The sequence below is a fragment of the Bosea sp. 29B genome, assembly GCF_902506165.1.
Lineage (GTDB): Bacteria > Pseudomonadota > Alphaproteobacteria > Rhizobiales > Beijerinckiaceae > Allobosea.
This window is the reverse complement of sequence record NZ_LR733817.1, coordinates 1108416-1130968: the sequence shown is the minus strand read 5'-3', so window position 1 is coordinate 1130968 and position 22553 is coordinate 1108416. Positions and strand designations below refer to the sequence as shown.

General features: G+C 66.1%; 27 protein-coding genes. 1 reads left to right on the top strand and 26 read right to left on the bottom strand.

The window, feature by feature from the left end; all coding sequences use genetic code 11:
- The first annotated feature begins 26 nt into the window (after positions 1-26).
- Positions 27-1835 carry a methyltransferase domain-containing protein gene (locus tag GV161_RS05495; RefSeq protein WP_152015657.1) on the top strand — a complete coding sequence of 603 codons (1809 nt, stop codon included), beginning with the start codon at positions 27-29 and terminating at the stop codon, positions 1833-1835.
- 204 nt (positions 1836-2039) lie between these two features.
- Here the strand turns inward: GV161_RS05495 and GV161_RS05490 are convergent, their stop codons facing one another.
- The 26 genes from GV161_RS05490 to GV161_RS05365 all read right to left on the bottom strand — a co-directional run bounded on the left by GV161_RS05490 (position 2040) and on the right by GV161_RS05365 (position 22540).
- Positions 2040-2564 (bottom strand): TylF/MycF/NovP-related O-methyltransferase, encoded by a 525-nt coding sequence (locus GV161_RS05490; protein WP_159650166.1) that lies wholly within the window; start codon positions 2562-2564, stop codon positions 2040-2042.
- A gap of 342 nt (positions 2565-2906) precedes the next feature.
- A complete protein-coding gene (locus tag GV161_RS05485) occupies positions 2907-3251 on the bottom strand; it encodes a hypothetical protein (protein ID WP_152015659.1) in 345 nt (114 codons plus the stop codon).
- 120 nt (positions 3252-3371) lie between these two features.
- Complete coding sequence (locus GV161_RS05480) at positions 3372-3620, bottom strand: hypothetical protein (protein ID WP_152015660.1); 249 nt, start codon at positions 3618-3620, stop codon at positions 3372-3374.
- Complete coding sequence (locus GV161_RS05475) at positions 3617-4468, bottom strand: glycoside hydrolase family 108 protein (protein WP_152015661.1); 852 nt, start codon at positions 4466-4468, stop codon at positions 3617-3619. The genes GV161_RS05480 and GV161_RS05475 overlap by 4 nt, the downstream gene beginning before the upstream one ends.
- 57 nt (positions 4469-4525) lie before the next feature.
- A complete protein-coding gene (locus GV161_RS05470) occupies positions 4526-5131 on the bottom strand; it encodes a DUF4376 domain-containing protein (protein ID WP_159650165.1) in 606 nt (201 codons plus the stop codon).
- Between the two features lie 11 nt (positions 5132-5142).
- Complete coding sequence (locus GV161_RS05465; protein ID WP_159650164.1) at positions 5143-6051, bottom strand: hypothetical protein; 909 nt, start codon at positions 6049-6051, stop codon at positions 5143-5145.
- Positions 6051-6785: a DUF2313 domain-containing protein gene (locus tag GV161_RS05460; protein ID WP_152015663.1), complete on the bottom strand. Its 735-nt coding sequence runs from the start codon at positions 6783-6785 to the stop codon at positions 6051-6053. Before GV161_RS05460 ends, GV161_RS05465 begins: the two co-directional genes overlap by 1 nt.
- The gene (locus GV161_RS05455) at positions 6785-7858 is read right to left on the bottom strand and encodes a baseplate J/gp47 family protein (RefSeq protein ID WP_159650163.1); all 1074 of its coding nucleotides are present in this window, start codon (positions 7856-7858) and stop codon (positions 6785-6787) included. Before GV161_RS05455 ends, GV161_RS05460 begins: the two co-directional genes overlap by 1 nt.
- 22 nt (positions 7859-7880) lie before the next feature.
- Positions 7881-8405, bottom strand: a complete 525-nt coding sequence (locus GV161_RS05450) for a phage GP46 family protein (RefSeq protein ID WP_152015665.1) — start codon at positions 8403-8405, stop codon at positions 7881-7883.
- Positions 8405-8860, bottom strand: coding sequence for a phage baseplate assembly protein (locus GV161_RS05445; protein WP_152015666.1), 456 nt, complete (start codon positions 8858-8860; stop codon positions 8405-8407). The genes GV161_RS05450 and GV161_RS05445 overlap by 1 nt, the downstream gene beginning before the upstream one ends.
- Positions 8857-9978 carry a hypothetical protein gene (locus tag GV161_RS05440; RefSeq protein ID WP_152015667.1) on the bottom strand — a complete coding sequence of 374 codons (1122 nt, stop codon included), beginning with the start codon at positions 9976-9978 and terminating at the stop codon, positions 8857-8859. Before GV161_RS05440 ends, GV161_RS05445 begins: the two co-directional genes overlap by 4 nt.
- Positions 9978-10442, bottom strand: coding sequence for a hypothetical protein (locus GV161_RS05435; RefSeq protein WP_152015668.1), 465 nt, complete (start codon positions 10440-10442; stop codon positions 9978-9980). Before GV161_RS05435 ends, GV161_RS05440 begins: the two co-directional genes overlap by 1 nt.
- Complete coding sequence (locus GV161_RS05430; protein WP_152015669.1) at positions 10439-11161, bottom strand: DNA circularization N-terminal domain-containing protein; 723 nt, start codon at positions 11159-11161, stop codon at positions 10439-10441. The genes GV161_RS05435 and GV161_RS05430 overlap by 4 nt, the downstream gene beginning before the upstream one ends.
- Positions 11161-13554, bottom strand: a complete 2394-nt coding sequence (locus tag GV161_RS05425) for a phage tail tape measure protein (RefSeq protein ID WP_152015670.1) — start codon at positions 13552-13554, stop codon at positions 11161-11163. The genes GV161_RS05430 and GV161_RS05425 overlap by 1 nt, the downstream gene beginning before the upstream one ends.
- Positions 13555-13637: 83 nt before the next feature.
- Positions 13638-14006, bottom strand: a complete 369-nt coding sequence (locus GV161_RS05420; protein ID WP_152015671.1) for a hypothetical protein — start codon at positions 14004-14006, stop codon at positions 13638-13640.
- A gap of 10 nt (positions 14007-14016) precedes the next feature.
- Entirely contained in the window at positions 14017-14406 is a 390-nt protein-coding gene (locus GV161_RS05415) for a hypothetical protein (RefSeq protein ID WP_152015672.1), read from the bottom strand.
- 70 nt (positions 14407-14476) lie between these two features.
- Positions 14477-15988: a hypothetical protein gene (locus GV161_RS05410; RefSeq protein ID WP_152015673.1), complete on the bottom strand. Its 1512-nt coding sequence runs from the start codon at positions 15986-15988 to the stop codon at positions 14477-14479.
- Positions 15989-16035: 47 nt separating this feature from the next.
- Entirely contained in the window at positions 16036-16329 is a 294-nt protein-coding gene (locus tag GV161_RS05405; RefSeq protein ID WP_152015674.1) for a hypothetical protein, read from the bottom strand.
- A complete protein-coding gene (locus GV161_RS05400; RefSeq protein ID WP_152015675.1) occupies positions 16326-17132 on the bottom strand; it encodes a hypothetical protein in 807 nt (268 codons plus the stop codon). Before GV161_RS05400 ends, GV161_RS05405 begins: the two co-directional genes overlap by 4 nt.
- Before the next feature lie 6 nt (positions 17133-17138).
- On the bottom strand, positions 17139-17552 hold the full coding sequence (locus GV161_RS05395; protein ID WP_152015676.1) for a hypothetical protein: 414 nt from the start codon (positions 17550-17552) through the stop codon (positions 17139-17141).
- Between the two features lie 10 nt (positions 17553-17562).
- Positions 17563-18585 carry a major capsid protein gene (locus GV161_RS05390; RefSeq protein WP_152015677.1) on the bottom strand — a complete coding sequence of 341 codons (1023 nt, stop codon included), beginning with the start codon at positions 18583-18585 and terminating at the stop codon, positions 17563-17565.
- A 52-nt stretch (positions 18586-18637) separates the two neighbouring features.
- Positions 18638-19315, bottom strand: a complete 678-nt coding sequence (locus GV161_RS05385; protein ID WP_152015678.1) for a head decoration protein — start codon at positions 19313-19315, stop codon at positions 18638-18640.
- 37 nt (positions 19316-19352) lie between these two features.
- Entirely contained in the window at positions 19353-19835 is a 483-nt protein-coding gene (locus GV161_RS05380; protein WP_152015679.1) for a hypothetical protein, read from the bottom strand.
- A gap of 25 nt (positions 19836-19860) precedes the next feature.
- Complete coding sequence (locus tag GV161_RS05375) at positions 19861-20754, bottom strand: S49 family peptidase (protein ID WP_159650162.1); 894 nt, start codon at positions 20752-20754, stop codon at positions 19861-19863.
- Positions 20751-22346 carry a phage portal protein gene (locus tag GV161_RS05370; RefSeq protein WP_152015681.1) on the bottom strand — a complete coding sequence of 532 codons (1596 nt, stop codon included), beginning with the start codon at positions 22344-22346 and terminating at the stop codon, positions 20751-20753. The genes GV161_RS05375 and GV161_RS05370 overlap by 4 nt, the downstream gene beginning before the upstream one ends.
- Positions 22346-22540, bottom strand: a complete 195-nt coding sequence (locus GV161_RS05365; protein ID WP_152015682.1) for a hypothetical protein — start codon at positions 22538-22540, stop codon at positions 22346-22348. Before GV161_RS05365 ends, GV161_RS05370 begins: the two co-directional genes overlap by 1 nt.
- Positions 22541-22553 lie beyond the last annotated feature (13 nt).

Below are 22553 nucleotides of genomic sequence, written 5' to 3'. Positions count from 1 at the left end.
GGCATTTGAAAGACGGTGTGTCCCACATGAGCCCAACAGCCTGCCCTATTTGCGCGTCTACAGACCGCGCACGCTTCAACGAAAAGGGCGGCCGAGCCCTCCTCATCTGCAGGGATTGCCGACACCTCTCCTGGGAGAAGCTACCCTCCGAGACAGAGCTCGCCGGCTTTTATCGCCAGGAATACACCGATCACCATCAGCAGCTTGAGATCCAGAAGAATAATGCCTCCTACTATCGCGGCCATGTTGCCGAATTAGCTAATCTCGCACGTTGCGACGTTGCTGAACTGGCCATCGCCGATATTGGCAGCTCATACCCAGTTTTTGTGGAACAGGCGGTTGCTCAAGGCTGTCGCTCCGCAATCGCGGTCGACTGGTCAAGAGAAGCTGCAGAGTATGGTCGCAGCGTGGGAGTCCCAGTCGTTACCCCGGAAGAGTTCATCGAGCTGATCCCTGATGCTTCGCTCGACGTGCTACGTTACGCGCACACACTTGAACATATGATCGACCCTGCTGGCGCATTGAAACAACATCTCCAGAAGCTCAAGCCGGGAGGACTCGTCTATATAACCCAGCCCAATTTCCCAGTGCTCAAAGCACAGTTTTTTGGGCAGGATATCATGGACCAAGTTTGGCCGAACCACCTCCATTATTTCAGCCCGGCGTCAGCGCGAGCATTGCTTGAACTCTGTGGGCTCGACCTTTTGAGGTTTTTCACAATCGCCAATGCCGAAAAAACCGAGGCGAAATTCAGGACCGCATTCGATGTCGATATGGCGAATACACTTGCGGATTGGTGCCAAGGGAAGGGAGAAGAGGCTCGCGGAGCGCTCAGTAATTTTCCTTATTTCTTTGGGGAGAATTCTGCCATCTACGCGACTTTGAGGCCTGACGGCGCTGCCGCTTTGACAGCATGCCATGCTGACGTCGTAACCGCCATACAGAGCGTCTTATCTAGGCCATCTATGCCGAAAGCGGCGGCAGATGCAGAACCCTCTGTTCCGACCCCGACAGCTTCAGTCGTTAGCGAAGCGCTGCACCAGCAGCGCGTACTGGATTTGTTGCTGGACGCAGCGGCTCTGCAGGCTCGAACAATGTCGGTAGGGAAAGACAGCCGGTACAGGCTTGCAACTGACAGCCCGCTCGCTGGCGCGAGTGCGGATCATTTGCACCCGAGAGGTGCGGCCAATGATGACACGCGGCATCCCCGCTTTGTTCGTGCCTGCGAGAAGCACTTTAAGGCGCCGATCCGGCACCTCGACATTGGATGCGCTGGCGGCGGGCTGGTGTGGGACTTTCTGCTCTCCGGCCATCGATCAGTTGGCCTGGAGGGCAGCGACTTTCCGCTCGTCAACCAGAAGGCCTACTGGCGGGTCATTCCCGATAATCTGTTCACTGCCGACGCGACGAAGCCGTATCGCTTCCAGGATAGCGACGGAGCGCCCGCCAAGTTCGACGTCATCACGGCATGGGAGGTACTCGAGCATATCCCCGAGACGTCGATTCCTGGATTCTTGCAGAACATCTGTGAACACTTGGCGCCAGACGGAGTGTTTGTCTGTTCCATCGCCACCTTCTCCGACGAAGATCCGTCAACCGGTGCCGTTTGGCATGTCACAGTCAAGCCTCGCGACTGGTGGGAACCGGTTTTCAGGCACAATGGGCTAGAGGTCTGCGAAGGCATTTTCGGCCACCGAGACTTCGTACGCGGCTCCGGTAATCCGCGCGCGCATGATTGGGACGCCGCCAAGAACCCTGAACTGGGGTTTCATATGGTCACTCGCCTGAGGAGCTCTTCGCCTGCAGCAGAGGGCGGCAACAGCTCACGAGAATGAGCAACTGGTAACGGACGTTCAGGTCGCGGCACCGTGAAGCTACGACGCTATTTCCAAAGAATAGCTCCCGACACAAGCCGACGGTGCCACTTACACAAGAGCTCGGGCGCAGCACCGAGCTTGCGAGAAGACGCTGAGATGTCAGCGTTCTGTTAAAAGTAAAAAGGCCGGCGGCGCGACGCTGCGGCCTTGCCTAACATAATGTCAAATTCGGCCCGTCTTGATAACGACGGCATGCCCATTGAGATTATGCAGCACCACACCGTCTGATAAGCCGTAGACATCCTCGTTGACGAACTTGATGACACCTGCACAGTCGACCCAGCCGTAATCATCGAACACAACGGCACCGCCGACACTGACTTTTGGCCAAGCCCATTCAAAAGTCTGGCGCGCAGATTGATAAACGTCGACGTCGATGTGGATCAAGCTGAAGCACAGGCTTTCGAGTTTACTTGCCGTATCGTCTGGAAACATTCCTCGGTGAATGCGGACATTAGGGAGATTGTTTCGATCAACCCGCGCCTGCACCGCCTCTAGGCTGGTGTCGGAAAACTCGCCTCCCTTGTAAAAGGGGTCATGCTCACCGGCTTTTACGATCCCCTCAAACGTGTCGCACAGATGGACGATACGAGAGGCGTTGCAGCGAGCCGCTGCGTGAGCGAGAAGCACTCCAGTCCCTCCGGTCCAGACCCCAACTTCCAGAAAGTCCCCGTCGATATGCCCCATCTGAAGTGCTAGTCGCCATAGCTCATAGTGTCGGAACATGTCGACCGCGGTGTACTGGCTCACCTCAGCGAAGACGGTTTGAAGGCCACATCGGCCAACCATGGCGAGTAGTTCGCCTCGGACTTTAAATCCGATCGTGGCAGCCCGTATTCGATCTGCATCGCTGATGGCCCCTGTGAACGCTCGAGTACAGCGTCTTAGCCTGGCCGATGCTGAGAGGCCACGGACAAAAAATGGTTGCGCGCCCCTGAATGCTGACGCGGCCAGTATAAGGAAAAGCCGCCCAACGAGGGTGGTCGGCAGTTTCGGTGAGGCGATCGCCGGCCCGCCCAGCAATTCCGATTAGGATGCCTTCGGTCGGGCCGCTCCTCGTGCCGTGCGGCCTTCAATGACGCGATCGAGGCGCTCATTGACGCTTCCGACATCGTTCTGGACGTCGCGCAGCAGGTCCATGACCTGGCCGACCTGCTCGCGCAGGCCCTGCTTGCTGACATAGGTTTCGGCGACATGGACCCTGAATTCGCCGAGCGCCGTCGCCAGCACATCAGCCTTGGCGGTCGCGGTCGCGGCTGCAAGCATCGCGTCGGCGCGCGCCGACCGGATCGCGGATTCGATCCGGAACCAGAGCGCCCCGCCGGCGCCGCAGACGGTGAGGATAAAGCCAACCAGTTCGGCAGTGATCGTCACCGACCGGCCCTCCAGCCGCAGGCGCCGACGCCCTTGGCGTTGTGCTGGTCGATCTGCGCCATTGTCTGAGGCGTGTCCTTCGATGGCGCGCCGGCGATCGGCGCGAAAATCCGGCAGCCGTCAATCACGGCGGTCGAACTGCTGCACCCGGCTGCGGTCAGCACCACCGTGCAGGCGATCCACTTCCTTGCGCGCCGCATCGGCCGCCTCCTGCAGCTTGCGTTCCTGTGTGTTCGAGGCTGCTCGCTCGCCGCGGCGGTATTGCTGGCAGCCATAGTCGCCGATCCCGAGCACCAGGACGACGACGGCCCAGGCCTGCCATGGCAGCGCGCCGGCGACGAGGCGCGCGCCTGCCCAGAGCGCGCTCATGCCGTGACACCGTCAGGCAGGTCGAGTGCGTCGGCCAGAGCCTGGCCCTTGCGCGCAGCCCACCAGCGATAGGCGAAACCGCCCGCCGTGAGCACGACGCCGGTGATCACCAGTGCCGCGACGATGTTGCCGATGAACTGCGAGCTCGCGGCCAGCGGATCGAGCTGCTGGCGCGCTTGCTCGAGCACGCCGCCGAGCCCCCCTGAGCCGATGCCAGCGCCCGTCGTCGCATCAGCCGGGGCCTTGGTCGGCAGGGGCTTCGCCTGGTCGATCGTCGCCTTGGCGTTGCCGCCGGAGACGAAGGCAGGATCCGGCCCGACCGAGCCGGTGGCCCAGGCCTGGCCGATCTGCTTCACCTGCGCGACGCGCGCGCTCCAGCCGCGCCCGAAGGTCGACCAGGTCCTCAACGCCTGAAGAAAGGCGAGGCGCCGGCCGAGCATCAGGGCGATCAGTCGGTCGTGATCGGGATAGGCCTCGACCGCCGCCAGGGTCGCCTCGCCGATGACGCCGTCGACCTTGACCGATCCGAGCGCACGCTGCAGCCACTTCACCGCCTGCGACGGGCCGGAGTTCACCGCCCCGTCGAAGACGGCATAATCGACACCCTCCGGCAGGCTGTCGCCCTTCACTACGTCCCAATACTGCCGGCGATAGATGGCCTGCAGCTCGGCATCGGTGATCTGGCGAACTGAGCGCTTGGCCTCGTCGCGGCGCTTGCGATAGGCGTCGTAGACGCCCTGCGTCACGCCCTTCATCGTGGCGCCGCCCGGATCCTTGGGATGGTCCGCATAGCCGCCTTCGTGGACCAGGACGCGCGACAGCGCCCGCGCATAGTTCTGCGCAGTCATCAGATCACTCCGGATATGAGAAAGCCGCTCAAAGGCGACGTGGCGGACGCGGCTGCGTCAGGCGGCACTGAATGCCGCGTCGAGCTCGGCCGTTGTCGTGATGCTTCCCACTTCGATCTCGCCGGTCAGCGCCATCTCGAGGTCGAAGGTGGCCTGGACATGCGAGAGGGCTGCAAGGATCGCCACCTGCATGTCCGCATTGCTGACTGCGCGCGGGCGCCCATCGACGAAATTGTAGGTTGCGCCGTCTGCCCGCAGGCCCAGCGTGATCGCAGTCAGCGTGGCATGCAGCGTCGCGCGCTCATCGCCGCGCGCCGTCGCGACGAGGACGGGTTCGCCGCTGATCTCGACCGTGACGCCGGATGTCTCTCGCCGCCAGCGAAGATCCTTCAGATAGGCGATGAGATCGATAACAGGCCCGGCCGCCAGCGCCGCATCGAGCGTCGCCTGCGAGACGTCTCGGACGTAGAAGCGGCCGTCGTCGATGATCAGGTCGGACGGTCCTGCCGCGCTCCCGGCGGCTAGAGCCAAGGCCCGCGGATCTTCGATGTCGACGACAGCGATCGACGCCCAATCGGCCCAAGGGGGCGCTGGAGATACCACCGGTACAACTTCTTCAACGACAGCAACATTGTCGGGGGGGGCGGTGGCAATTTCGTTCACGGCGGCCTCGCTCAGTAGGAGACGGAAAAGGAGGTGTTGGCGCGCCGCAGCAAGTGCGGTCCGCCGGGGTTCGTGTACCCGAGGACCTGGACATAATCGCCCGCCGCCAACGGATAAGGCGAGCCGGTGCCGTTCGGGATACCTATGTCCGCGGCTGTCGGGAGAACAACATCCACCGGCAGACCCGAGCCTTCATTGACGCCGTTGTGCACCACTCGGCCCTTGCGGTAGCCGACGCTACTGTTCTCAAATCCGATGGCGAACGAAAAGACGGCGCGTTCGATGCCAACCGGGCAGGTCAGGCGCGTCGGCTGAGCTGGATTATACCAGCCGAGCGGATCGGTGCCGGCCGCCGGCGGTGCCCACTCGACAGCAGTTTCGACACCGTTTGGGAGGTATTGGGCCGTCACGCGGCCGGTTAGCGTCACCGTCCGCTCGGTCTGGAGAACGAGCGAGAAGAGCCGCAGATTTACGCCGTCGAAGAAGGCTTCGCGGATGCCGGGCTGCAGATCGCCCTTCCGCAATGCAGCGCCGTCCTGGCGCACGATCGCGATCGGGGCAAGCCCGTTGAGGGCAATCGCGGCGGGCCCAGTGTTCGCAAGCAATATTTTCAGCCGCAGGGGCGTTCCGATAGCGAGATCGTCATAGGACGCGATCGCGGGATCAAGCGCCCCCGTCAGGGCGTTCGCTGTACCGCCTACCGCGATGTAGTTCAGCCGCCCCGACCGGATGCCCTTGGCGACATCCAGGCTGCCGGTCGAAAGCGCCACGCCGCTCTTCTCGACGACATTGCTCAGCTCATCGAGGATATTCTGATAGCCATCTGCATCCGGCCGCGAGCCTCGCGCGCCGGTGCCCTGGTCGAAATTGACGTGAATCCCGCCCGGGCCGGGATAGAGGATAGGCTGCCAGCGCTTCATCAGGGGGTCTCCAAATCAAGGATGCCAAGGGTGTGAGCCGGACGCAGGCGCTCGATCAGGCAGGTGAGGCCGGTGTCGCTGAGCTCGCCGAAGCCGATCTCGCCAAAGCCGTTCTCGCCGAAGGCGAGCCAGTCGAGCGCGAGATCGGCGCCGCGGTAGAGGAAGATGTGCGGCAGTCCGACCGAGCCGAAGCCCTCGTCGCCGCCGAACTCCGACAATCCAAATTCGAAGGCGTTCGGCTCTTCGAAATCGACGGTGAAGCCGGCACGCCGCAGCTGGAACAGGATCTCGCGGCCATTCGCCGTCTCCAGCGGCGTCTTGGCGTCGAGCACGAGACCACGACGCTCGGCTAGTCCGGTGACGGCGGCCAGGCACTCGTCCGGCAAGCCGTGTTCGCGCTCATGGTCCTCGACGAATTCCGGTCGGCATTGCGTGATGAAGGCCCCGTAGCGCGCCCGGTTCAGCCAGTCATGAATTTGCGCCATGGTCTCGGCGACCATCCTGGCAAGGCCGTGCCAGACAAATTCGCCGATGCCGCGAACCGTCTCGTCCGGCCAGGCGCGCCCGCGCGGGAACAGCCGCAGGCTGGGGCGCCAGAGATCGTCCGCCGTCACGCCGGTGAGCCGATCGGTTGTGATCGGCGGCTCGCCGAGCCCGGGCGGCATGGCCAGCGGCGGCGGATCGGCCACCCAGTTGGGCGGTTGTCCCTGAATGACGATGATGGTGCGCGACATCAGGCGACCACCGTCAGGCCGCCGAAAACCGGATATTCGCCGGGTAGCAGACCGACGTCGGCGGGCGGCACGGTGAGGCGATGGCGCGTCTCGCCGACCGCGCGGCTCGCGGCTTCCGACAGCCAGGAGAGCGGGAAGGTCTCGCCGCCACGCGCGACGAAACCACGCTCGTCGAACAGGTCGAGCATCTCGGCGACGATCTCGGCCCGCGTTTCGGCGCTGTCGGTCGCGAGCTGGGAAATGGTGACGGGGATCAGCCTGGCGACCGGCTGGACCACGACGACGGTCGCGGCCAGCGGGCGCTTTGTCTCCAGATAGTCGGCGCAGCGCACGACATCTGCCGGGCCGGGGATGCGCCCCGCGCCGGAACCCTCGAGGAGCGGATAGACCCTGACCGTGCCGGGCTCCGGCGTCGAGGCGAAGGCGCGCGTGCCGGTGGTCGAGAAGCCGGCGACCTCGCCGACCCAGCCTTCGTAATCGCTCTTGGCGCCACCGCGGGGCTTGTTGCGCTTGCGGAAGATCAGGCGGCGGCGATACGGCTCATCCTGTTCCTTGACGATACCGCCCGACAGACCGAGGGGCCCGACCTCGCCGGCTTGCGTGATGCCATCCCAAGGCTCGCGCAGGCGGACCTCGGCACCGGCCGGCAGGTTGCCGAGCGCGCCGGTCTCCAGCGCATCGACCAGAACGCTGATGCTGTTGCCAGCAGCGACGGACCCGGCGCGGATCGAGAAGGACAAGCCACCGGCGTCGATGATCGCGCCGGCCGGCAGCGTCGCGCCATCGATCGCGGCAAAGATCATCAGCCCGGTCGCCGCCGCCGCGGGCTTGCGCCCGAGCCCGATCTCGTAACCGTGCAGATCGAGCATGTCGGCGTCTGCCGTCGAGACGAAGACCTGCTTGAAGATCCATTCGGCCCGCAGGTTGCCCTGGCCGGCCGCCATCGCTACGACCTTGATGAAGATCGGCAGGTTGTTCGGCCAGAGATCGGCGCGCGCGCCCTTGATGGCGGAGGCGACAAGGCCGCGCAGCCAGCGCGACGTCGCCGTCAGCGTCGGGATGGAGAATGCCATGATATCCTGCGGATGCTCGCCGTCAGCCGGCGCGAAGGGCGTCCCAGAGCCCCGCATAGGGCCCGGAATAGAGCACCGTCCCGTCGGGGCGGCGGATATGGATGATGCGCCGGATCAGGTTGTTTGCCGGATCCGGCTCTGCGGAGACGTCGACCTCGCCGATCGCGCCCTGATCCTGCAGCGGCTTCAGCGCGACAAGCGTGGAGTCGATGACGCGCTGAGCATTTTCGTCGTCGACCGCGTAGCGCCAGGCGGTCCATGTGGTCGAGCCGAGCGGGGCTTCGCCGCGGGCGCGATCGACGTCGAAGCCGTCGCCCGGCCAGCCGCGCACGTCATAGGCGTAAGGGTCGAGCGGGTCGCGCTCGCCGCGGGCGTCGGTCTCGAGCGCCAGCACGATCGCGGTCAGCAACGGGTTGCGCGCCAGCAGCCCGCCGGGGTTTCCCGGCTCAGAGAGGTGCGCCACAACCATGTCGCCGCGCTCGCCATCCCATACGGTATCGGGGCCGGCGGCCTGCGGCGCCAGCGGGTCGACGATCAGGCGGGCCATCAGGCGAAGCGGGCCCAGACGAAGGGCGATGGGCCCGATTCCGTCATCACCTTGGCGAAGGAGCCGCCTTCGGCCGGGTCGCCACCGAGATAGACTTTGCCGCCGCCGGCCTTCGGCGCGATGATCTGGTCGCCCTGAGCCGCCTTCATCAGGATCGAGCCATCCGGCTTCATCACATAGGCCTGCCCGTTCGGGCCATAGACGGTCTTGCCGCCTTCCTCTTGGCTTTTTGGACGGTCGCCCGGCGATTCCAAGGCGATGACCACACCGTTCTCGCGCGAGCGATCGAACAGGGCGACACCCATCGCGCCCTTCTTGGGCGCCGTCGAAATGCCGTCCTGCTGCGGCCTGTAAAGGTCGAGCTGCTCGCCGCCGGCGCCTCGGCCGGTGACCTTGCCGAACTCGCCGCTATCGTCGAAGCCGTCGGCGCGAAAGCGCACCATCTCGACGCTCATTCCAGCTCCTCATACTTCGCTTTCTTGGTTGGAACATTCCAGGCCTTGCCCGACTTGCCCTTGGGATCCTTGCCGCCGATCGTGCGCGGGTCGACCATTGTCAGCCGTGCGATCTGGGCATCCTTCGACCAGGTGAAGCGCCCGGTCTTGATCGCCATCAGCTGGTCGATCGCGACGTCGGGCGCGAGCACATGGCGGGCATAGGCCGGCATCCAGAGCTTGCCATCGGGGTCGCGCCAGTCGGGCGTGCCGATCACCACCTGCGTGCCGTTCCCGGCGTCGCCGCCGGCGGCGCGGCGGCCATCCCATTCGGCCCGCTCGCGCATGTCCGCCTGGTCGAAGTCATGCTCCATGCGCTGGATATCGATCCGATGACGACGAACCGCCTCATTCTCGACAGTGGCGTAGCCGTCGGTCTGATCCTTGCCGGAACTCGGCTTGTAGCGCTGGCCGTAATAGTGGGTTTCCGAGAACTGGCCGATCTCGCTGTCTTCGTATTGCAGCGTCTCGCAATTGGCGTCCTCGCCGCCGGTGATGAACTCGCCGGCGTGGCGACCGCGCACCCCCTTGTAGAAGACGACGCCGCCATCGCCGGAGCCTGTCTGCGACAGGCCGGCCTTGCGGGCTCGCTCCTCGATCACGCTGAAGGCGCGCTGGCCGGGCTGCCAGGCGATATCCATGGTGCGGCTGTCCGCCTCGATCGTCACCGGCACCTTGAACGGGCGATAGAGCGTCTTGGCGTGCTCGCCGATCTTCTTCTGCTTCAGGCGGTAGCCATGCTTGCGGCCATCGGCGGCGCTCTCGACGACGTCGCAAGCCTTGCTCTCAATGTATAGAAAGCGCCGCATCGCCGGCTTGCCAACATCACCATAGGTGCGCCGGACCCAGCCGGTGACGAGCAGCTCGTCTTCCTCTTCGCCCTTGGCCAGGAGCTGGGCCTCAGCGCCCCGCGGCGTCAGTGGCGGGAAAGGCACCTCGCTGACGCTGGCATTGGCGGCGCGCTCGGTGACGCCGGCGGTGACCTTGAATAGGGCGTTGTTGGCGTCGACCTCCCATTCGATCGAGAACAGCCCGGCATGGCGGACGCCGTCGATCAGGAGATAGAGGTCTTCGGCCATCAGCGGCCGGCCCCGGCCGGCGCATCGTCCGGCATCTGGGCCAGGAGCGTCTCAGGCAGGAACTCTGGACAGCGCGCGCCGTTGAGGCGCACCAGCTCGGCAGCGCGCTCGGTGTCGCCATAGAGCTGCCACGCGACCAGGCAAGCCGGCTGGCTTTCGCCGGTAGTCACACGCGCGATCGGCTTCAGCGACAGGATGCGCGCGTCGAGCGCCTGCAGCGCCGCGCCGTAGGCCTCGCCGACCGTGGTGAGCAAATTCTGGTCGCGGGCCGCAAGCTCGAGGAGCGGTTCCATCATCGTGACCAGCCGTTCGCGATAGGCCTCGGCCTGCTGGCGCGAAGAGTACGAGACGCGCAGCACGCCGCGGGCGAAGGCGAGCGCCGCCATGAGCCGGGCGAAGGCGCGCGCCATCTCGCGCCCGCGCTCTTCGGCGATGCGGGATTTCGCGCGCGGATACTCGCTCATAGGCCCAGCCACTCCTCGCCGAGCGCGATCGTCTCCAGGGCCGAGAGGCCGATATCGCCAGCGAGCGACAGCCCGTCGAAGATATCGCCAAGGCCGGCCCAGCCCGCGACCGAGCCGACGCCGGCGACGACGTCCGCAAGATCGCCGATGCCGGTCGCGATCGAAGCGACCATGTCGAACATGGCGAGGCCCTCGCTGATGAAGGCGGCGGCTTCGGAGACGAATGAGCCAAGGGAATCGATCAGGCCGCCAAGCGCCTCGCCGAAGGCGCCGGCGATGCCGGCGACGGCGCCGATCGCGCCGCCGACGATGCTCTCAGCCAGACCGAGAGAGGGCGCCCCGACATCGTCCGTTCCGTCCTCGACGAACTCGACGCGGCAGTTGAAGTAGCCAAGCTGCCGCGATTCCCAGCTGTCTTCCCAGCTGCGGGCCCAAACCATGACCGGCGGGCGCGCCGGCAGGATCAGCAGGCCGGGGGCTTCCACCTCCAGCGCCGCATTGAGCGCCATCATCCGCGCCTGTGCATTCGCCTCATCGGCGACATACATCTCCTCGCGGAAGCCATCCTCGTTCCGACCGAGATTGATGACGCGGTGGCGGCTCGACAGCGGGTAGCGGTCGATCTGCAGCGAGCGGGAGCCGGTGCGGGCGTCGCGGCGCACCTCGAAAGGCACGCCCCGGAAGGAGGCGCGGCGCAGATTGCCGCCAGGCGTCGCCATCAGAAGCGGCTCGCGGCCGAGGAGGCGCCGCCGCCGCCTTCCTTGCCGGGCAGCGAGACGCCGCCCATGCTCTTGGGAGCCTTGGCCTCGATCCGCGCATCGACCTTGGCCCAGAAGTCGGGCGACTGTTCCACTTTGACCTCGACCTTCGACGTAACGTCCACATCAGCTTTCGCCGTGATCTGGTCAGGCTTGACTTCGGCCTTGATGCCATCGAGCGCCTGCTTGATCGCGTCGCCGCCACCGCTGCCCTGCAATGGGTCCGCGCCGAGACCGGAGGCCGGCTTGTCCGCAAGCGTCTTCGCCGCCTGCTGCAACTGCTGAAACAATGCGCCGACCTGCTCGGGCTTTGCCGAGCCGGTCTGCTGGCGGAGCAAGACCTCGACGGCCGCCTTCAGTTCGCGCGCAGCGCTATCGGTCGAGCGGCCAGCCGTTGGGTCATAGCCGGTTTGCGTCCGCCCGCCGTCGGCATCGGTCGGGAGGCCGCGGCGCGTCAGAGAGCGGCTGCGCTCGACCTTCATCATATCGGCGAAGGCGCTCTGCAAGCGGGTGCCGGCCTCGCCGGTACCAGTCAGCGCATCGCCGGCCGTGACGGTATCGTCCGCACGCTCGATCCGCTGCTTTTCACGGTTCAGCGCTTCGACATCCCGATAGACGTCGGCACTGCGGGATGGCGCAGCGTTGTCGTTCGCGTTCTGCTCCCGCTCCTGCCGAAGGAAGTCGGCGCGGCGGCTCTGGCGCTCGCGATAGTCCTTGAGACCCTGCTCCTCGGCATATTCGTCCCGCGCTCGCCTATGCTGGGTCAGCGCGTGCATATGCGAACTGACCCGCTCCGCGACCGGCTTGCTGCGATCGTCGAGCACCTTCTTGGTCATCTTGCCGGCTTCGGCCCGGATGCCACCGCCGTCGAGCTGATCGAGCTCGGCCTGTTCCGCGATCGTCCGGCTCGACTTCTTGCGCAGGGCGGCCTCGCGGGCAGCGGCAGTCTTGGCGGCCCGCCCGGCGAAGCCACCATCGCGGATATCGTAGTATTCGGACTTCGGATCATCCAGCTTGCGCTGGCGTTCGCGCGCCCGTTCGGCGTTCTCCACCGCCTGCTCCGCCCGGGTCTTCTGACGATTGCCGATCCGGTTGAGCCGCTCGTCATCCGTTTCGCCTGGCTTCAGCGCCTCGCTCGCCGCGTCCAGCGCCTGCGTCGCAGCATCGGCCATGCGCTTGAATGCCGGCCCGACGCGGTTACCGACGATGTCCGCGAAACGCGAGGCCGAATTCGACAGCCGATCGAATGAGGTCTGACGGTCAGCGAGCACACGGGCGAGATCCGTCGCGACCGTGCCGGCCGAACTCGTCTGCATGGTGCGGGAGAGATCTTGCCACTCGCCCTTGAACATCATCAGCGCCTGGACGCCGCGCTTGAACTCCATGTCGTCGATAATCTCGCCGAGGCGGGATCGATCGCCCTTCAGAGCCTTGTCGACGAGCTGCTCGAAGACCTCGACCAAGTTCTTGCCCTCGGCCCGCGCCTTCTTGAATGCCGCCTCGGCATCGACGCCGAGCCCCTTCAAGGCCTTCGTCGTCTTGTCGCTCTCCATCTTGGCGAGGATGTTGTTCATCGACGCCACCGCCTCTTCGGCAGTGCCGGAGCCTTTGCGCATCACCTGCAGCATGGCGACGAGATCGGAGAGGCCCTTCTTGCCTTCGAAGCCGATCGCCGAAGCGGCCGGGCCAAGGCTGGGCAGATAGCGGGCCATGTCCTTCAGCTCGAATTTGCCGGCCTTGCCGCCTGCCGCCATGATGTCGAAGGCAGCCTGCATGTCGCCGCCGGCGAGCTTGAAGCTCTCGCCGACAGAATCCGCCGTCTTGGCGATGTCCTGTACTTCCGATCCGGACGCCTGCGCCGTCTTCGCCACGGCCGGCAGGAAGGCCATCGCTTCCGGCAGCGAGCGACCGGAGGCGACGAGCGCATCCAAGCCCTCGCGAACCTTGTCGACCGGCTGGGCCGTGTCGTCGGCGAGCCGCTGCAGTTCGGTCCATGACGCCTGCTGCGCGGCGCGCGAGGCATCGGCGGTGACGGCGATGCGCGTCATCGCCCGCTCATTCTGCGCAAATGCCCGGTTTGCGCCGCTAAGCGCCGCGCCCGCGCCATAGACCGAGATCACGCCGGCGAGCGGGCCGGCCGCACGCAGGGCTGCGGAGCCCACGCCGCCGAGCAGGGCGGTGGTGCGCGCCAAGCCGGCCTGCGTCCGCTCCTGCGCGCGGCCATTGTTCGACTGGGCGTTAAGCCGGGTCGCGGCGCGGTCGAGCCGATCGAAATTGCGCGCGACCATGGCGAGCACGGCCGAGGCGCGATCCTCGGCCGTGAGGATCGCGCGGGCTTCGTTGACGACGGTCATGGAAAGCTCCGCCTAGATGCCGAGGTTCTGACGCAGGGCCCAGGCCTGCCAGCGTCGATGCAGCGCCGTCATGTCGATCAGGCTCATTCGATCCGGGTCTTCGCGGATTCTGGCGCCGAAGAGGAGGTCGTCGGCGGCGGCGCCGGCGCCGTCTCGGCCGCCGGCGATGTGAAAAAACCGAGAAGCGCCGCCTTGGCGCGCTCGGCCTCCGCCGGGGTCAGCATGTCGACCAGGCCGGAATTGGCCTCGACTTCAACCAGCGCCTTCAGCCAGTCATAGACCGCCTGCCAGTTCGTCTCGTAGAGGCTCGACCGATCCGGCAGGTTGCGGATGCGCTCGATCTCCGGCAGCTGCCGCAGCAGGAAGAGTGTCGGATCCTTGAAGCCGATCTCGTCGACAAAGGTCTTCGCCGGCCATTCGCGCTGGCGGTCGAGCTTGAGGGTCCAGCCCATCGGTTAGCCCTCACTGATTCCGCAGGCGATAATTCGCCTTGGCGCAGGAGACCTCGAGGCCGGTCATCTTGCCGTCCTTCATCGAGCCCTGCGCTTCGCCGGTGAAGCCGGCCTGCGTCATGAAATGCGTCATGCCCGCCAGGACCTCGGTCCACGTCATATCGAACCGCGCGGTGATCAGCGCATTCCAGTTGATGCTGCCGCGGTCGAAATCGCAGGAGACGATCACCGGCTGCGGCTCGAAGCCGCGGTTCATGACCTGGTGGTCGCTGCTGACCTCGGCCGAAACCTTGTAGCCGGTGGACTTGATCTTGATCTCGCCCATGGCGGAGAGCGTCCGCCCGGCCAGCGGGCCGGAGAGGACGGAAATCACGACGTCGCCATAGTCCTTGCCGGCCATGGTGCGCTCCTGATGCTAGATTGAATAAGAGGCGCCCCGGCCGACGGCCGGGGCGTGGTGGCGCGCCGGATCAGGCCTGCGCGCCGGGGGCGAGCTCGCCGACGATCGACTTCGTCGCCATGATGTAGAAGGGGTTCGCCCGGTAGATGCGCTGCTCGGCATTGGCCCGAACCGGATCATCCGACAGCTCGACGCGCAGGTTCTGCTCGAAGGACTGCACGTCCTGCACGATCCGGCCGCGGCGGTTCAGATCGGTGTAGGAGGCGACGATCGTCTTGTGCAGATCCTGCGGCCGGGTCTGGCCTTCGGCGAAGTCTTCCTGATCGCCGACCAGCGTCGTGTTCTGATGGGTATTCCAGACATAGTGCCGCTGATACTGCACCGTATAGGCGTCGATACAGGGCCCGTTGATATCGAGATAGCTGATATCCTCGAGACCGGTCGAGGCGCGGCGCTGGAACGTCGTGATGACGCGCTCCAGATAGACCTTGCCCTCCTTGGCATCGAGCGGCGAGATACCGTCGAAATAAAGCAGGTTGCGCTGCGGCTCCGAATAGACGTCGTCGCTCTCCCAAGGTCCGGTCAGGCCCTTGACCTCGCGGCCGGTGAGCCCGCGGGCGAAGATCTGGACCTCGGTGATCGACCGGGCGAAGTCGAAGACGAAGGCCAGTTCCGCCCCGACGCAGGCGGCCATGATCGGCTCCGGCTCCGACGAGCTCTTCAACGCCGGCAATACGCGCTTGCGATCGTTCATCGCGTCGCCGATCGCCGCGACACTCGCCTGCGAGCCGATGATGCCGGCGCTAGCCCAGCCATAGCGCATGGCGAGCGGCCCCCATTGCTCTTCGAGCCAGGCGTCGATCGCGGTGAGCGAGGTCGCATCGCGATAGGCCGAGATCACCCAGGCGAAGTAGCCGGTGCCGACGCCGGCGAGAGCGGCAGCCATGTCGGGCCCGCCGGTGCCGGCCGTGAAGGTCAGGGTGCAGCAGGCGGCCAGCGGCGAGGTCTCGCCGCGGCTCTTGAAGCTGAGCCATGTCGTGTTGTTCAGCATCGCGCCGCCATTGCGGGCGGTGATCGTCGCGGTATCGGTCGCGGCGGTGCCGATCGCCATATCGACCAGCGACTTCGAATCGCCGGGGATGGTGACGCGCTGGTTGACCGCCGCGGCGATCTTGGCAGCGACCGTGTTGACGGTATCCGCCGCGGTCACGGTGATCTGGCGCCGCCGGTTGTTGCTGAACAGCCAGAACGGCCAGGTGCCCGGAGGCGGCAGGGTGTCGACCTTAACGTCGAGCTTCGCCTTGGTGCCGGTATCGGCGAGCGGCAGCACCCGAAAGTCGAGATAAGGCCGCGCCAGCCGAGCATAGTTCAGCATGGTGCCGAGCAGGGAGCCCGGGCCATAGGCGGTTTCGAGGTCGTCACGAATGCGCTGCGAAACGCCGAGCGGGACGGTCGATCCGGCAGCGACCGGGCCCGGGATCAGGACCTGCATGCCCTGCGCGAAGGGCGGCCGGCCCAGCGAGAACTCATTGCGATAGCCCGGGGTGCGGACGGGGCCGATCTGGTCGAAGGAAATGGTCATGGGTGGTCAGCCTCAGAACGGCGCGGGGCCGATTGCGGGAAGGCGGTTCAGCTCTTGCGGGGCTTCGATCCGCCCGCGTCGGCGGTCGGCTGCGGATCGGCTGCCGGCAGGTCGCTCGCCGGCGCGCCGGACGGCGCGAAGACATCGGCCGGCTCCGGCTGATGCGGCTTCAGCGCGACGTCACCGTCGCGCTCCAGGCGCAACAGATGGATCGAGCGCCTGACGCCGCGCAGCACATGGCCGAACGGCAGCAGCTCGCCGGTCTCGATGCGCACGCGGCGGCCCTCGGTGGGGTAGACGTCGACGAATTCCGGCGGGGTGGCCGGGGTCTGCTCGGTCATGGCAAGGGCTCCTTCGGATCGAGCGTGACGGAAAGGCGATCCGCCGGCGGCTCCGGCGGGGTCGATGGGCCAGGTGCTGGGGTGACCTGCGAGACGCCCTGAGCGACCAGGCCGGCGGAGAAGGGCCCGGGCGCAAAGCCGCTGCGGCGCTGCACGGCCGCAGCGAGGAAGGCGCGGGTCGATGCGAGGCCCCCCAGGGCGAACTCGGCGCGCTTGCGCTCGGGAGATGCCGCCGGCAGGCCGTCGACGACGAGCTGCAGCGCCTTCTCGCCATCGTCGAGCGGCGCGACGAAGTAAGAGGTCGCGAGCACCGCGAGTTTCTCGCCGGTCTCGGTCGACGGGTAGGGCTCGGCATCGAGCTTGACGATCCGGCGCCGCAACTTGCGCACCAGAGGGTCGGCTTCGATCACCAGCCAGATCTGATCCTGCAGCAGGGCGAGATGGTCGGCCATTTCCTGGTCGAGCAGGTCAGCGGCTTCGGCGTCGAACTCCTGCTCGGTCTCAGGATCCGTGAACTTCTGGCGCGAGGTGATCTGCGCCGAGATCACCAGCCGGGCCGTCAGGTCGAACCCGCGCTCGGCATGGGCGCCGTTCTGGCCAGAAAAGGCATCGCCCTCGGTCGCCTCGGCAGCGAAGACGACGAGCGGCGTGCGCTCGCCGCCGCGGCCGTCGATCTGGTCGAAGCGGGAATCGAAGAAGCGGTCGGCCGCGATGGTCGGCCAGCTTACGGTGGCGCCGTCCGGCCAATACGGGGCGAGCGCCGCCTTGACCGCAAGGCGGAGTGCCATGATGGACAGATGCATCTGCGCCTAGCCTTCGCCGAGGGCTTTCAGGTCGAGCCGGATATGTCCGGTCGCGTCGCCGCCCGGCGGCTTCTCGATGCGGAATTTTCGACCCACGGCGGGCGCCGGCAGCGTTTCCTGCACGACGTCGTCCTGCTGGATTCGGCAGCCCGTCGGCACCGACCAGACGACAAGGGCGAGAGCGTCGCCGACGATGCCGGGCGAGCGCGCCGTCTCGAAAGCGGTGGTGTCCGAGACCTTGCCGTCGAGCTTGTCGGGCGCGAACAAATGCGCCTGCACCTCGAATTCCGGCCGCGATGGATCCGGCTCCGGTCGGTCGCCGGCGCGCTTCACCTTGCGCGGCAGCACGCGCCAGGTAGCGCCGGTGGCGCGGGCGGCCGCAGCGCGCGACCGCCCGATGGCATCGGAAAAAGCCGTCACGGTTCAGCGATCAGTTCGAGCTGATCACCTCGACCAGCGCCTTCGGCCGCTTGCAGACCGGCAGCGGGTTGCTCTGGCTCTTGGTCTCGACGCCCTCGCCATGGTCGAGGATCTTCTCGCTGATGAAGATCTCTTCGCCGGGCGTGTTGACGCGATCCATGTGGTGGGGCGGGCCGTCATAGGTCGCGAAGGTCTCACTGGTACCGGCCGGATAGGCGTGGCCTTTGACCGGGTCGACAAGATATTCGTTGCCAGCCTTCAGGGGCACCTGCCCCTTGTATTCGCGGAAGAAGACGTTGCCGAATTCGAACGTCCGGCCATGGTCATTGCCCTGGCCATGGCGCTGCATGTTGGCGAGACCCTGCGCCGCCTGATAGTTGAGCCAGTACTTTTCGACCTTGGCATGCTGGACGAACTTACTGAACAGGGTCGAACCGATCACAACCTCGACGCTCGACACGGTATCGCCAACGACGCCAGCGTGAACCTTGTCATAGATCTCCTCGACCTTGTCGATGATATTCGTGCCCGCAGTGCCGAGCACCAGATCGACCTGCTGAGGAACGATATTGAAGAGCTGAAAGAAGTCGGCGAGCGTCGTGCCGTCACCGTCCTTGACGATGCCCTTCAAGGCGTTCACCCGCAAATATTCGCGCGTGATGGCGTGCTTGCGGCGGATCAGCATCAGGAGCTTCGCCGTCGCCGCAGCCATGGTCATCGGCACGGGGCGGCCATCGACGATCATCGCCTTGTTCTGGATATCGGCGGGGCCGATGTTGTCGATCGCCGGAAAGTGTGGGATCTGCAGCGGGATACCCTTGTTCTCTCCGGTCTGGCCGGGCGTGCCCTTGTCGCCGCGCGCCTTCTCCGGCAGCACGCGCAGCTTGTTGTCGGCGAAAGTCACCAGAACCGTCGTGGTCGAGATCGGCTCGGACGGAAAGAGGTTCAGCGCCTCCATCAGCCCGTACTGGTTCGGGATGGTGTTGACCTCGTTGGTCAGTGTGATGCTGTCGTACGGAAAGACGAATTCCATGGCGGGCGTCCTAGAAGGCCCGCGACCGCGGGCTGTTGCGGGATGAAACGGGTCAGACGTCGCGGGCGAGGATCAGCTGACTGGAGAGCGTCGCCAGGGCGCGGGCCTTGTCGGCGGCCGAGATGCCAGCCTTGAAGATCAGCCGCGAGGAGCGAACCAGCGCCATGCGGCGCACGATCAGCGCCTTCCGGTCGACGCTGGTAGCATCGACGGTGTCGCCGAGGACGGCGATGGCATACTGCGAGCCATCGACCGCCGCAGGGTCGTGCGGCACATACTCGAAGCTGCCGTCAGAGGCGGTCAGCGTGATCGCGCCGGTATCGCCCGCGACGAAGTCCGTTGCACCGTCCGCGAAGGTGAACTTGACCGAGCCGTCATAGGCGACGCCGACATTGCCGGTTCCATCGAGGGTACCGTCAGGGCGGAGCACCTCGAAGGTACCGGCATTGGCGGCCGGCTCGATGAAAACGATCGGATACTTTCCGACCTCCGCGCCAGGCGCGAAGGCCGGGTTCGCGAGGGTGAGGACGCCCTTGCCGGCTCCGGCGACATCGGTCTTTGCCGCCGCAAGGGCGCCGCGCATGATCTGGCCCAGCACTAGGCCGATCTTGCAGATGCCGGAGCCCGACGAAATGACGGCGGTCTCACGCGAGAAGCCGGGGTCGAGCTCCTGATAGAAGACTTCGCCGAAGGTCAGCGGCCTCTCGACGGTGCTGCCGGGAATGTACATGGTCGGGCTCCTGATTCAGGGATGGGTGAACTGGTTGTCAGGTGCGCTTGTTGGCTTTGACCTGCGCCTGCACCGCTGCGGACAAGCCGGCCTTAGCGTCACCATGCTCATTGCCGCCGCCCTGCGGCGCGATGTTCGGCTGCGGCACGTTCGCGCCGGTCAGGGTGCGAACAGGGGCGGCCTCCGCTTTGGGGGCGGTGGCCAGCAGGCCGCCGGCGGTGTCGGCGGCAAGGTCAGTGCTGAAGGCGAGGTGTTGCGCCATCGCGGCGCGGCCTTCGGCCTCCGGATGGGTGACGATCGCCTTGATCCGGTCGCGCTCGGCGGCGCGGGCTTCCGCGCGGACGGCGCTCAGATCGACCGGCTGCTGAGCGGTGGAAGCCGGAGCAGCCGGCGCAGGCGCTGCAGCAGCAGGCGCCGCGGCCGGGGCAGCGCCGCCCTCGGCCACGGCCGCCGCCGCCGCGAGAGCTGCGGGCGAGACGGAACCCGCCGCCGTGACGGCAGCGTTCGTGAGAAGGGACATTCCTGTTCTCCTGTTTGAAGCCGGTTCAGAGCCGGCTGACTTCCGCCCGGAAGGCGGCGAAGGCCTCGAGCGGATCGCCGATCGCGTCGGCGAGCCCGAGCGTGACGGCCTCGCGGCCGGAGAAGACCTGCGCCTCGGTCGCCATGGCGGCCTTGGCGGTCAGGGCCTTGCGGCGCCCGCCGGCGACGACTTCCGCAAAACGCGTGCGGACCTGGTCGAGATCGGCGCGGATCCTGTCGGCGACATCGGTCGAGAGCGCCGCGAACGGGTTGCCATCGACCTTGTGCGCACCCGACGAGATCAGCGTGACCTTCACGCCGGCCTCATCCAGCATCGCCGAATAGTCGACATGCATCACGACGGCGCCGATCGAGCCGGCAAAGCCGAATTCGGGCATGACAATGCGGCGCGCTTGGCTCGCCAGCAGATAGGCCGCCGAGCAGGCGCTGCTGGTCAGGATTGCCATGGTCGGCTTCTCCGCCGACAGGCGGGCGATATCTGCCGCCGTCTCGAAGACGCCGGAGACGGCGCCGCCGGGGGAATCGACCTCGAGTACGGCGGCCTTGACCGAGTGGTCGCGACGGGCGCGGGCGATCTGCGTGCGCAACCCTTCATAGGAGGTTTCGCCGCAATCCATGCCAATCCAGCTGCCCTTATGGACGAGCGCGCCCTCGATCTCGATGACGGCGACGCCGTCGACCGCTGGGAAAGCGTTGCGCCCCTCGCGCTGCAGGCGGACGTCGAGCCGCTGCGGCAATAGGCCGGCGCGCTGTTCCAGATCGGCCTGGCCCGCGATGACGACGGGCTTCCCGAACAGGCGCGGGCCGAGCGACTGCAACATGATGTGCGCGCGGGCACCGTCGATCGCGAGCGGCGTGTTCAGCAGCTCGGCGGCGACGCGGGACAGGAACAGGCTCATGGCGCCTCGCTCTCGGCAAGATCCGGCTGCGGCTGGGCGGAGCGTGCCGCGACACGCTGGATCACCGTGGCGCGGGTGAGCTTGCGGTCGACAAGCTCCTGCTCTTCGCGGGCGATCTGGTCGAGCACCTCCTCGTAATCGAGGCCCTGCTCGGCGCATTCCATCTCGAGCGTCGAGACCATCGTCTCCATGCGGAGCGCGGCGGATTCCGCTTCCTTGACCGGATCGACATAGCCGCGCCCCGGCCCAATCCAGCGGCCGGAGAGCCAGGCGGCCGGCTCGTCCCAAAGCAGCCGGCAGCCCTTAGGCTGGCGGATGTAACCCTTGTCGACGCCTTCCTCGATCACGCAGAGCGCCATCGGAATCGGTCCCTGCTCGATGAACTGTGCGACCTTGCGGCGGACCCCGCGCCAGGTCTCATTCATCAGGCTGCGTGAATTCGAGTAGTTCATCCGCTCGAAATTCAGCAGGATCTGCTGGCGCGACATGCCAGAGGCGGCGCCGATATGGTCGACGAACACGTCGTGAAAGTCGCGCATCGCCGCCGTCTGTCGCGGCGTGCCATTCATCGTGATCTTGTCGCCGACCGGCAGTACCGGGATCCGGGTTCCGCCGATCTTGACCGGGTTTCCCAAGTAGTAGTCGATCCGCCGGTCGTTATAGGTGTTGCCGGCATCGACCACCGACTGCGGATCCATCGACGCCGCGACTTCGGCGAAAGGCATGTTCGACTCGATGAAGGCGGCGTGCAACGCGTTGACCGCCGCGGCGGCGATCTCCAGCTCAGACCAGCGATCGACCATGCGGAGGCGCGAAATCATCGGCGCGAAGGGGGAGATCGGGCGGTTCTGATCTTCGCGCTCCGGCTCGAAAACGTGCATGAACACCGGGCGGCCATGGGCCATTTCGCGGGGCACCAGTTCCCAGCTCGCCGGCGAATAGCCGAAGCCGTCGCCGGGGTGGCGATTGCGGATGTAGTAACCGGTTGGCGCGCCATAACGGTCGATCGCGACGCCGCCGCGGAGGGTGTGATCGTCGCGCCGCCCGACCGGATTGCTTAAGCGTTCGGGGTCGACCGCGAGGAAGGCCGTCTCGTAGGGGCCTTGGCCTTCGCGCCAGGTCGAGACGACGCAAGCTTCATTGAGCTTGCAGACGCTGCGCGCCAGCAGCCGATAGAGGCCATTGGTCGAGACCTTGCGCTGCGCATCGGCGCGCTTGCGCGGGTCGTTGTAGTGGCGGGCGAGCTCGCGCTCGATCTGTTTGCCGAGATCCTGCGCCTGCTCGCGGGTGATGCCGAGCGTGTCGGCATGGGGTTTCGACGAAAAGCGCAGGCCTGCGCCGACGATCATGTCGACCATGCGGGTGAGCGCTGCGACCGCGATCGGGTTGTTGCGACCTAGATCTTCGGCACGGTCAGCAACCAGCCGACGGTCGCGCAGCACGGCGCCATCGCCGGAGAGGGTCGGCGGGCGCCAGTTCGCCAGGTCCTGCGACCGCAGATCGGCAGCGCGATAGGCTGACGCCGCCGCCGCGGCGCGCAATGGCGTCTGTCCGTCCGGCCCGACCAGCGCGGGCAGCGCGAGCGGCTGCATCAGAAGGCGAAGCCGATCGCCCCGCGGCGCGGGCGCCCCTCTTCCTTCGCCTTCAGATCGTCGATCCGATCATCCAGCCGCGCGAGGTTCGGCGGAGCGAATTCGACGCGGTGCGCGTTCGGCGTGACCATGACAGAGGTCGCCTGATCGCCGCGCAGAATGCGGTCGCGGGCCGCCTCGAGCTCCGCAAGCATTTCAGCATCGGTT

What these genes read in the sequence shown, in the direction of transcription:
- GV161_RS05495 (WP_152015657.1), top strand. Translation starts at nt 27, where the DNA reads ATGAGCCCAACAGCCTGCCCTATTTGCGCGTCTACAGACCGCGCACGC.
- GV161_RS05490 (WP_159650166.1), bottom strand. Translation starts at nt 2,564, where the DNA reads ATGGGGCATATCGACGGGGACTTTCTGGAAGTTGGGGTCTGGACCGGA.
- GV161_RS05480 (WP_152015660.1), bottom strand. Translation starts at nt 3,620, where the DNA reads ATGAGCGCGCTCTGGGCAGGCGCGCGCCTCGTCGCCGGCGCGCTGCCA.
- GV161_RS05475 (WP_152015661.1), bottom strand. Translation starts at nt 4,468, where the DNA reads ATGACTGCGCAGAACTATGCGCGGGCGCTGTCGCGCGTCCTGGTCCAC.
- GV161_RS05465 (WP_159650164.1), bottom strand. Translation starts at nt 6,051, where the DNA reads ATGAAGCGCTGGCAGCCTATCCTCTATCCCGGCCCGGGCGGGATTCAC.
- GV161_RS05460 (WP_152015663.1), bottom strand. Translation starts at nt 6,785, where the DNA reads ATGTCGCGCACCATCATCGTCATTCAGGGACAACCGCCCAACTGGGTG.
- GV161_RS05455 (WP_159650163.1), bottom strand. Translation starts at nt 7,858, where the DNA reads ATGGCATTCTCCATCCCGACGCTGACGGCGACGTCGCGCTGGCTGCGC.
- GV161_RS05450 (WP_152015665.1), bottom strand. Translation starts at nt 8,405, where the DNA reads ATGGCCCGCCTGATCGTCGACCCGCTGGCGCCGCAGGCCGCCGGCCCC.
- GV161_RS05445 (WP_152015666.1), bottom strand. Translation starts at nt 8,860, where the DNA reads ATGAGCGTCGAGATGGTGCGCTTTCGCGCCGACGGCTTCGACGATAGC.
- GV161_RS05440 (WP_152015667.1), bottom strand. Translation starts at nt 9,978, where the DNA reads ATGGCCGAAGACCTCTATCTCCTGATCGACGGCGTCCGCCATGCCGGG.
- GV161_RS05435 (WP_152015668.1), bottom strand. Translation starts at nt 10,442, where the DNA reads ATGAGCGAGTATCCGCGCGCGAAATCCCGCATCGCCGAAGAGCGCGGG.
- GV161_RS05430 (WP_152015669.1), bottom strand. Translation starts at nt 11,161, where the DNA reads ATGGCGACGCCTGGCGGCAATCTGCGCCGCGCCTCCTTCCGGGGCGTG.
- GV161_RS05425 (WP_152015670.1), bottom strand. Translation starts at nt 13,554, where the DNA reads ATGACCGTCGTCAACGAAGCCCGCGCGATCCTCACGGCCGAGGATCGC.
- GV161_RS05420 (WP_152015671.1), bottom strand. Translation starts at nt 14,006, where the DNA reads ATGGGCTGGACCCTCAAGCTCGACCGCCAGCGCGAATGGCCGGCGAAG.
- GV161_RS05415 (WP_152015672.1), bottom strand. Translation starts at nt 14,406, where the DNA reads ATGGCCGGCAAGGACTATGGCGACGTCGTGATTTCCGTCCTCTCCGGC.
- GV161_RS05410 (WP_152015673.1), bottom strand. Translation starts at nt 15,988, where the DNA reads ATGACCATTTCCTTCGACCAGATCGGCCCCGTCCGCACCCCGGGCTAT.
- GV161_RS05405 (WP_152015674.1), bottom strand. Translation starts at nt 16,329, where the DNA reads ATGACCGAGCAGACCCCGGCCACCCCGCCGGAATTCGTCGACGTCTAC.
- GV161_RS05400 (WP_152015675.1), bottom strand. Translation starts at nt 17,132, where the DNA reads ATGCATCTGTCCATCATGGCACTCCGCCTTGCGGTCAAGGCGGCGCTC.
- GV161_RS05390 (WP_152015677.1), bottom strand. Translation starts at nt 18,585, where the DNA reads ATGGAATTCGTCTTTCCGTACGACAGCATCACACTGACCAACGAGGTC.
- GV161_RS05385 (WP_152015678.1), bottom strand. Translation starts at nt 19,315, where the DNA reads ATGTACATTCCCGGCAGCACCGTCGAGAGGCCGCTGACCTTCGGCGAA.
- GV161_RS05380 (WP_152015679.1), bottom strand. Translation starts at nt 19,835, where the DNA reads ATGTCCCTTCTCACGAACGCTGCCGTCACGGCGGCGGGTTCCGTCTCG.
- GV161_RS05375 (WP_159650162.1), bottom strand. Translation starts at nt 20,754, where the DNA reads ATGAGCCTGTTCCTGTCCCGCGTCGCCGCCGAGCTGCTGAACACGCCG.
- GV161_RS05370 (WP_152015681.1), bottom strand. Translation starts at nt 22,346, where the DNA reads ATGCAGCCGCTCGCGCTGCCCGCGCTGGTCGGGCCGGACGGACAGACG.
- GV161_RS05365 (WP_152015682.1), bottom strand. Translation starts at nt 22,540, where the DNA reads ATGCTTGCGGAGCTCGAGGCGGCCCGCGACCGCATTCTGCGCGGCGAT.